Genomic DNA, 6,352 nt, shown 5'->3' with positions numbered 1-6,352 from the left:
CCCCTGCTGGGCGCCACGGGCCGCCCGCGCAGCCGCGCGAGCAGGCCGCGTCGGCGGTCGTTGTCAGAAGTCATGACCTGTGTCCTTAACCGGTTGGACCTTGTCTCAGGGGGTGGAGCAACGGCACGGCGCGAGACACGCCAAGATCACTGAAGCCAGTAGATCATGGCGTAGAGCCCGATCCAGACCACGTCGACGAAGTGCCAGTAGTACGACACGACGATCGCCGAGGTGGCCTGGGCCGGCGTGAACCGGCCCATGGTGGTGCGGATCATAAAGATCACGAAGGCGACCAGACCTCCCGCCACGTGCAGGCCGTGGAAGCCGGTGGTCAGGTAGAACATCGACCCGTAGCCGTCCGCGTTGATCTTGATGCCGTGGTGGACCAGCTCCCGGTACTCGTTGAGCTGGCCGAGCAGGAAGATCAGGCCCATCACGAAGGTGATCGTGAACCAGCGCCGCAGCGCGTGCACGTCACCCCGCTCGGCGGCGAACACGCCGATCTGGCAGGTCACCGAGGACAGCACCAGGATCGTCGTGAACGTCGTCGCGTACGGGATGTTCAGGACCTCGGTGTGCATCGCCCACTGCTCCGGCGCCGCCGCGCGGATGGAGAAGTACATGGCGAACAGCGCCGCGAAGAACATGAGCTCGCTGGAGAGCCAGACGATCGTCCCGACGCTGACCATGTTGGGCCGCGTCAGAGAGTGGATCCGGCTCTTGTCAATGGCTGGGGCCGCAGTCACGCGGTCATTATTGCCGTTGACCACGGCCGGCGATCAGCGGGGGGTGAAACCCGTGGTCCGAGTGGCCCGATCGGTACCGTCCGGTTCGCCTGACCTAGGCTGATTGGCGTGCTGGAAACCGACCCGATCACGCTGGCCGTATCGGCCGCGCCGCAGCTGACGGCGGGCGCGATCAGCCCGGCGACGGCCCCGGTGACGGGTGGCGCCGGGTGGCTCGCGGCCGACGCCGGCCCGCCGCCCTTCCAGATCACCGCCGTGGTCACCGAGGCCAGGCTGGACAACTGGCTCGCCGTCGTCCTGGTCGTCGCCGCCGCCCTCTACCTCTACGGAGTGCACCGGCTGCGGCTGCGCGGGGACCGCTGGCCGATCGCCCGGACGGTCTTCTTCCTCGGGCCCGGCCTGGGCGGCATCGCCTCGGTCACGGTCAGCGGACTGCACGCGTACGACACCACGCTGCTGTCGGTGCACATGGTGCAGCACATGGTGCTCTCCATGATCGCGCCGATCTTCCTGGCGCTGGGCGCGCCGGTGACGCTGGCCCTGCGTACGCTGCCGACCCGCCCCCGCAAGCGCCTCCTGGCGGTGCTGCACAGCAGGGTCGTGCGGATCTGGACGTTCCCGCTGGTGGCGTTCGCCATCTTCGTGGTGAACCCGTTCGCGCTGTACTTCACCGACCTGTACCGCTACACCCTGGAGAACGTCTGGGCGCACGAGGTGGTGCACGCGCACTTCATCATGACCGGCTGCCTCTTCTTCTGGCCGCTGGTCGGCCTGGACCCGCTGCCCGGACGCTGGCCGTACCCGGGCCGGGCCCTGCTGATGCTGCTGTCGGTGCCGTTCCACACCGTGCTCGGACTGACCGTCATGCAGAGCAGCACCCTGTTCGGTGGCGACTGGTACCCCTCGCTCGGACTGGCCTGGGCCGACCCGTGGGACGACCAGGTGCTCGCCGGAGGCATCCTCTGGGCCGGCGGCGAGTTCGTCAGCGTGACGATGCTCGGCGTCCTGGTGGTGCAGTGGATGCGCTCGGCCGAACGGGAGGCCCGCCGGGTCGACCGCGAACTGGACCGCCAGGAGGCCCGCCAACGTGCGGCGGAGACCGCCGCCGGCTCCCCCACCTGAGCCGGGCGGCGGGGCGCGCGGGGCGGCGTGTCCCGGAGGTCGGCACGACCGGTACGATCGGCGGCGCAGCTACGAGGTGGGAGCAAGTCTGACCATGAGCGAGCGCGAGCGAGTCATCGGACTCGGTGCGGTGGTGCCAGCGGACGGCACGGAGCGAAGCGGAGTGTCGGCATGAGTGAGCGTCTGTGCACCGTCCTGCTCTACAGCGACGACCCGCAGGTGCGGGACAGGATGCGGCTCGCCGTGGGCACCCGCCCGGCGTCCGACCTGCGCGTCGAGTTCGTCGAGGCGTCCACCTACGCCGAGTGCGTCCGCGTGGTCGACGACTTCGAGATCGACCTGATGCTGCTCGACGGTGAGGCCAGCCCCGGTGGCGGTCTCGGCATCGCCCGGCAGATCAAGGACGACTACGAGAACTCCCCGCCGACCTGCGTGGTGATCGCCCGTGCCGCCGACCGCTGGCTGGCCGCGTACGCCGAGGTCGACGCCACCCTGGTCCACCCGCTCGACCCGGTGACCACCGCCGCCACGGTGGCCGAGGTCCTGCGGACGCACGCCCCCGCCTGACGCACGCCCGACTCCGGCACCGCCACGGCGCCGGGCGAGCCGGCGCCGGTCCCGTCCCACCCGCACTCGTCTGCTCGGGAGGCCCGTCATGGGCGATCGGACCTGGCCACACCTGCTCACCGCGCTGCTGCGCGGCGAGGAACTCTCCGCCGCCGACACCGCCTGGGCGATGGGCGAGATCATGTCCGGCTCGGCGGCGCCGGCCCAGATCGCCGGTTTCGCCGTGGCGCTGCGCGCCAAGGGCGAGACACCGGCCGAGGTGACCGGGCTGGTGGAGGCGATGCTCGGCGAGGCCGTCCCGGTCGAGCTGCCCGAGGAGGTACGCGCCACCGCGCTGGACGTGGTCGGCACCGGTGGCGACCTGGCGCACACCGTGAACATCTCCACGATGACCGCCCTGGTGGTCGCCGGAACGGGCGTCCGCGTCGTCAAGCACGGCAACCGGGCCGCCTCCTCCTCCTGCGGCACCGCGGACCTGCTGGAGTTCCTCGGCATCCCGCTGGACCTCGGTCCGGAGGGGGTGGCCCGCTGCGTCGAGCAGGCCGGTATCGGCTTCTGCTTCGCCGCCCGCTTCCACCCCGGCATGCGGCACGCCGGCCCGGTACGCCGCGAGTTGGGCGTACCCACCGCCTTCAACTTCCTCGGCCCGCTCACCAACCCGGCCCGTCCCCGCGCCGGTGCGGTCGGCTGCTTCGACTCGTCCATGGCACCGGTGATGGCCGCCGTCTTCGCCGCCCGGGGCGACTCGGTGATCGTGATGCGCGGCGAGGACGGCCTCGACGAGTTCACCACCGCCGCACCCACCCGCTTCTGGATCGCGCAGAACGGCACCGTCAGGGAGACCGTGGTGGACGCCACGGAGCTCGGGGTACCCCGGGCCACCCTCAGCGACCTGCGCGGCGGTGACGCCGCCTACAACGCCGACGTGGCCCGTCGGCTGCTCGCCGGCGAACCCGGGCCGGTACGCGACGCCGTGCTGGTCAACGCCGCCGCCGCCCTGGCCACCCAGGGTCCGCTGGACGGCGACCTGACCGACGCCCTGCGCGCCGGCCTGGACCGGGCCGCCGAGTCGATCGACTCCGGCGACGCCGCCCGTACGCTCGACCGCTGGATCGAGGTCGCCACCGCCTGACCCGACCCCGTCCAGGCCGGTCGGCCGAGTGCGGAAACGTCGGACGGCCGTGGAAAACTACAGTCGAGTAGTTCCCCACACGACCGCCGGCCGGCACGCGCGGGAGGAGACGCCCCATGTTGGTACGTGAGCTGCACTGTGAGACCTGCGACGGCATGCGGGCCTTCGAGATGCCGCCCTGTGCCGATGGTCACGGCCCCGACTGTCCCGAACTCCTCTGCACCGGATGCGGCACGGCGATCTTCGTCGCCCCCTACGCCTCGCTCTCGCGGGCCACGCCGCCCGCCCGCCGGGCGCTGCACCCACGCCACGCCGCCTGACACCCCCACCCACGTCACCCCGCCCGACGTGGCCGACCCCGGACACGGACACGGGAAAGCCCGCCTCCCTGAGGGAGGCGGGCTTTCACCAGGTCGCTGTGCCGGTCAGTGCTCGGCGGTGCGCCGGGTGCCGCTGTAGTACTCGAACAGCAGGCCGCAGGTGGCGAGGACCACTGCGAGCATGCCGGCGACCAGCAGCCAGAGCTGCCAGAACACCAGGCCGAGGCCGGCGATGGCGGCGGCCAGGGCCAGCCCGAACGGCCAGTAGCTGCCGGGGCTGAAGAAGCCGATCTCGCCCGCGCCGTCGGCGATCTCACCGTCGGGACGGTCCTCGGGACGCAGGTCGATCCGGCGGGAGACGAACCAGAAGAAGCCGCCGCACATCGAGCAGAGCAGGAACGACAGCAGCAGGGCCACGGTGCCGATCCACTCGACCCGACCGCCCGAGTCGGCGAACGTCCAGCCGCCGTAGAGGGCGGTCGCGAAGAGCAGGAACGCGGCGATGATGAGGAAGATGCGCCACTCGGTCTTCATCCGGCGTTACCTCAGCTTCCCGCGCCGGCCGTGGTGTTGGCCTGGTTGAAGTTGTCCTGGGTACGGCGCGTCTCGAACGGCTTCGTGGTGATCGCGTACGGCTCCTCGCCGATGGCGGTCAGCGCGTCCTGGGTCGAAGCCCCGTCCTGCTTGGCGGCGAGGAACCGGTCGAAGTTCTCCGGCGAGACGACCCGCAGCTCGAAGTTCATGAAGGCGTGGTAGCTGCCGCACAGCTCGGCGCAGCGGCCCACGTACGCGCCCTCGGACTCCAGTGAGGAGACCTCGAAGACGTTACGGATGCTGCCCGGCATCACGTCCCGCTTGAACAGCATCTCCGGCACCCAGAAGGAGTGGATGACGTCGCGGCTGGTCTCCTCGAACCGGATGGACCGGTTGCTCGGCAGCACCAGGATCGGGATGACCTCGCTGGTGCCCAGCACCGAGGCGGTGGTCTCGGCGTCCACACCCTGGCCGTCGCGGTAGTTGAACTGCCAGTTCCACTTGAAGGCGACCACCTCGACGGTGACGTCGGGGTTGTTCGTGGTCTTCACCACGTCGGTCTGCACGACCGCGGTGTAGTAGAAGAGCACGGCCACGACCAGCACCGGCGCGATGGTGTAGAGGAACTCCATCGGCAGGTTGTAGCGGGTCTGCACGGGCAGTTCGTTGCCGCGCTTGCGGTAGCGCACCACGCACCAGAAGATCAGGCCCCAGACGAAGACACCGACCACCAGCGCGGCGATGCACGAGGCGATCCACAGGTCGTACATCCGCCGGGATTCCGGCGTGATGCCGCCCTGGGGCCAGCCGAAGCCGCCGAACGCCGCACCGACGTCACAACCCGTGAGCAGGACCAGCAGCGCCGCCCCACCGAAGCCGAGCCCGGCAAGACGCCCGGCGCGACGCCCCCGACGCCCGACGGCTCCTGGGGATGCGCTGCGCCGTACGGCCGTCGGCCGTACCTCCGAACTCCTTGCGACCACCTGGTCCTGCCTCCCTAGCGCGCCGCGGTGCTTTCTCGGTCGGGCCGGCTCCGCCGAGCGGAACCACCACACCAGCGGCAAAGGCGTCACCGACGGTCGCAGATTACTCGACCATGACGGGCTCGACCCGGTTGGGGTCACTCTCCGCCCTGGACGGGGGATCTTGCGTCGACCGAGGCGATAGCGTGGGCAGACGTGATTCCTTCCCCGGTCTACCTGGACGCGGCCACCGCCGCGCCGCTGCATCCGGTCGCCCGGCAGGCGCTGCTGGCCGCCCTCGACGACGGTTGGGCCGACCCGGATCGGCTCTACACCCAGGCCCGCCGCGCCCGCCAGCTGCTCGACGCCGCCCGCGAGGCGGCGGCGGACACCCTCGGCGTACGCCCCGACGAACTCTCCTTCACCCCCAGCGGTACGAGCGCGGCGCACGCGGCCGTGCTGGGCGGCCTGGCCGGTCGTCGACGTGTCGGGGCGGGGCTGGTGCACTCGGCGATCGAGCACTCGGCGGTGCTGCACGCGGCCGGGCAGCACGTGGCGCGGGGCGGTACCGCGAGCGAGGTGCCGGTCGACCGCTCCGGCCGGCTGGACCCGGTGGCCTGGTCGGCGGCGGTGGCACGGCCCGAGGTGGCGCTGGCCGCGCTGATCGCCGCCAGTCACGAGGTGGGCACCGTGCAGCCGGTCGAGGAGGCGGCAGCGGCCTGCGCCGAGGCCGGGGTGCCGTTGTACGTCGACGCCGCCCAGGTCGTGGGGCGGGTACCGGTGCCGGCCGGCTGGTCGGTGTTGACCGCGAGTGCCCGCAAGTGGGGCGGTCCGCCGGGCGTCGGGCTGCTGGTGGTCCGCAAGGGCACCCGCTGGGAGTCGCCGTGGCCGTCGGACGAGCACGAGTCGGGGCGTACGCCCGGCACGGTCAACCTGCCGGCGGTCGTCGCGGCGGCGGCTGTCTCTTCT

Annotated in this window: 8 protein-coding genes; 5 read left to right on the top strand and 3 right to left on the bottom strand. The window is 71.4% G+C overall.

The annotated features are described in order from the left end of the window. Positions 1-146: 146 nt before the first annotated feature. Complete coding sequence (locus EYA84_RS23915) at positions 147-746, bottom strand: heme-copper oxidase subunit III (RefSeq protein WP_162854382.1); 600 nt, start codon at positions 744-746, stop codon at positions 147-149. A gap of 171 nt (positions 747-917) precedes the next feature. On the opposite strand from EYA84_RS23915, the gene EYA84_RS23910 reads away from it, so the two are divergent. The 4 genes from EYA84_RS23910 to EYA84_RS23895 all read left to right on the top strand — a co-directional run bounded on the left by EYA84_RS23910 (position 918) and on the right by EYA84_RS23895 (position 3,887). After that, positions 918-1,868, top strand: a complete 951-nt coding sequence (locus EYA84_RS23910) for a cytochrome c oxidase assembly protein (protein WP_236145928.1) — start codon at positions 918-920, stop codon at positions 1,866-1,868. 171 nt (positions 1,869-2,039) lie between these two features. Continuing rightward, on the top strand, positions 2,040-2,435 hold the full coding sequence (locus tag EYA84_RS23905; RefSeq protein WP_131055539.1) for a hypothetical protein: 396 nt from the start codon (positions 2,040-2,042) through the stop codon (positions 2,433-2,435). A gap of 88 nt (positions 2,436-2,523) precedes the next feature. After that, positions 2,524-3,567, top strand: coding sequence for an anthranilate phosphoribosyltransferase (trpD, locus tag EYA84_RS23900; RefSeq protein WP_131055537.1), 1,044 nt, complete (start codon positions 2,524-2,526; stop codon positions 3,565-3,567). Between the two features lie 116 nt (positions 3,568-3,683). After that, positions 3,684-3,887, top strand: a complete 204-nt coding sequence (locus EYA84_RS23895) for a hypothetical protein (RefSeq protein ID WP_131055535.1) — start codon at positions 3,684-3,686, stop codon at positions 3,885-3,887. 105 nt (positions 3,888-3,992) lie between these two features. Here EYA84_RS23895 and EYA84_RS23890 read toward each other — a convergent pair whose 3' ends face one another. Continuing rightward, positions 3,993-4,421 carry a cytochrome c oxidase subunit 4 gene (locus EYA84_RS23890; protein WP_131055533.1) on the bottom strand — a complete coding sequence of 143 codons (429 nt, stop codon included), beginning with the start codon at positions 4,419-4,421 and terminating at the stop codon, positions 3,993-3,995. A gap of 11 nt (positions 4,422-4,432) precedes the next feature. Beyond that, the gene (gene coxB / locus EYA84_RS23885) at positions 4,433-5,404 is read right to left on the bottom strand and encodes a cytochrome c oxidase subunit II (protein WP_131055531.1); all 972 of its coding nucleotides are present in this window, start codon (positions 5,402-5,404) and stop codon (positions 4,433-4,435) included. Positions 5,405-5,599: 195 nt separating this feature from the next. Here coxB and EYA84_RS23880 point away from each other — a divergent pair. Further along, positions 5,600-6,352 (top strand): cysteine desulfurase family protein (locus EYA84_RS23880; protein ID WP_131055529.1); only part of this gene is annotated, 753 nt, incomplete at its 3' end.

The sequence above is a fragment of the Verrucosispora sp. SN26_14.1 genome, from assembly GCF_004307965.1.
Classification (GTDB): Bacteria; Actinomycetota; Actinomycetes; order Mycobacteriales; family Micromonosporaceae; genus Micromonospora.
The sequence above is the reverse complement of the archived record's forward strand: the minus strand, read 5'-3'. Positions and strand labels throughout refer to the sequence as shown.